This window comes from Streptomyces anandii JCM 4720 (genome assembly GCF_014650655.1).
GTDB lineage: Bacteria > Actinomycetota > Actinomycetes > Streptomycetales > Streptomycetaceae > Streptomyces > Streptomyces anandii.
The window spans coordinates 47,729-49,156 of record NZ_BMVJ01000022.1; the positions used below are offsets into that span (position 1 = coordinate 47,729).

2 protein-coding genes are annotated in these 1,428 nt (G+C 66.9%); one reads left to right on the forward strand and one right to left on the reverse strand.

Annotation, left to right across the window (positions count from 1 at the left end; all coding sequences use genetic code 11):
• The coding region (locus tag IE249_RS38895) for a hemolysin III family protein (RefSeq protein ID WP_229859512.1) at positions 1–232 on the forward strand (232 nt) is incomplete at its 5' end.
• A 96-nt stretch (positions 233–328) separates the two neighbouring features.
• Here IE249_RS38895 and IE249_RS29470 read toward each other — a convergent pair.
• On the reverse strand, positions 329–667 hold the full coding sequence (locus tag IE249_RS29470) for a MerR family transcriptional regulator (RefSeq protein WP_189709624.1): 339 nt from the start codon (positions 665–667) through the stop codon (positions 329–331).
• Between the last annotated feature and the right edge of the window lie 761 nt (positions 668–1,428).

Sequence of the window (1,428 nt, forward strand, 5' to 3'; positions counted from 1 at the left end):
CCTCGGATGGGCACCGGTGCGTTACCTGCCTGACTTCCTGCACACCGGCGGTGCGGCCGTGGTCACCCTGACAGTGACCGGCGGTCTCCTCTACAGCGCGGGCGCGGTGGTCTACGCCGTCCAACGCCCCGACCCCTCGCCCCGCTGGTTCGGCTTCCACGAGGTGTTCCACGCCTTGACCGTGGCGGCCTTCGCCGCCCACTACATCGCCATCTTCCTCGCCGTCTGCTGACGGTGGAGCCGTTCGGACACGAGCACCGTCTCTGCGCGCCGCAGTCCGGCCACGCGCGAGTGTGACAGCCCGCCGATACCGGCGGGCCCGATCACCTCAGGCTGCGGCCGGTGGACTGGACGATCCGCCGGTGCGCCGGTATTCGGCGTTGGCCCGCTGGGCTTCTTCGAGCTGGTCTTCAAGGATGATGATCCGGCATGCGGCCTCGATCGGGGTGCCCTGGTCGACGAGCTCACGCGCGCGGGCCGCGATGCGCAGTTGGTAGCGGGAGTAGCGGCGGTGTCCGCCCTCGGAGCGCAGTGGTGTGATCAGTCGCGCTTCGCCGATGGCGCGGAGAAAGCCGGGAGTGGTACCGAGCAACTCGGCGGCCCGGCCCATCGTGTAGGCGGGGTAGTCGTCGTCGTCGAGACGGCTTAGCGACTCGTCTGCTGTCATCTCACCTCTCTGCGGAACGGGTAGAGGGGCCTTGGTGCCGTTTGGCACCAAGGCCCCGAAGGAACTGCAACACCATCTGCCGGCCCTAGTGCTGCGCCGGCCTTCTGTTTCCGCCCAGCCGCCTGATACTCCGACGGAGGTGCGGGGATCGCGGATGCGTGACCGGAGACCACCTACCTATCGATGTCCTGCGGTACCCGGGCTCGCGTTTTCCGCCCGGGCGATCCTGATGGTGCTCGACTCCTCCGTTCTTCCCTCGGAACCAATCACTTGCAAACAGGGACTGCGTACTGCTTGGTACTGCAACCGCGTCAACTGCGGTCCTGCTCGGGGCGGCCCCTCATCACTGCGGGCCACCCGGTCCGGTCGTCAGTCCCGTCGCCGTCGTACAACAACCTGGCTCCAGAACTCCACCACCGCACCGTCATACGTGGACTGCTGCCCGGCAGTTCGTGTCTGCCGGGCCTTGCTCGATCTCGGCTACGAAAGAAACCATAACCACTGAGGCATCGAATGTCTACTCCAGCGAGCACAGATTTGCTGCGGCTCGACGATGAGGTCTCCCGCTGAGCCGATCTGCGGATACTGGGGGCTGTCCGCGTCGCAGGACCGACGCACGGATGAGACCCAGAGCCGCCCGCGGAGCTTCCCCTGGCGGCGGCGGGGAGCCGTATACGCCCGTCTCGCCCGGTTTGCGCCATCGTCCAAGCCCTTCGGGCGGGCCGGTGCATAGAATGCGATCCCATGCCGAAGCTTGACGA

Bases quoted from the DNA above. Each gene is read 5' to 3' on its own strand.
- IE249_RS29470 (WP_189709624.1), bottom strand. From the start codon at position 667: ATGACAGCAGACGAGTCGCTAAGCCGTCTCGACGACGACGACTACCCC.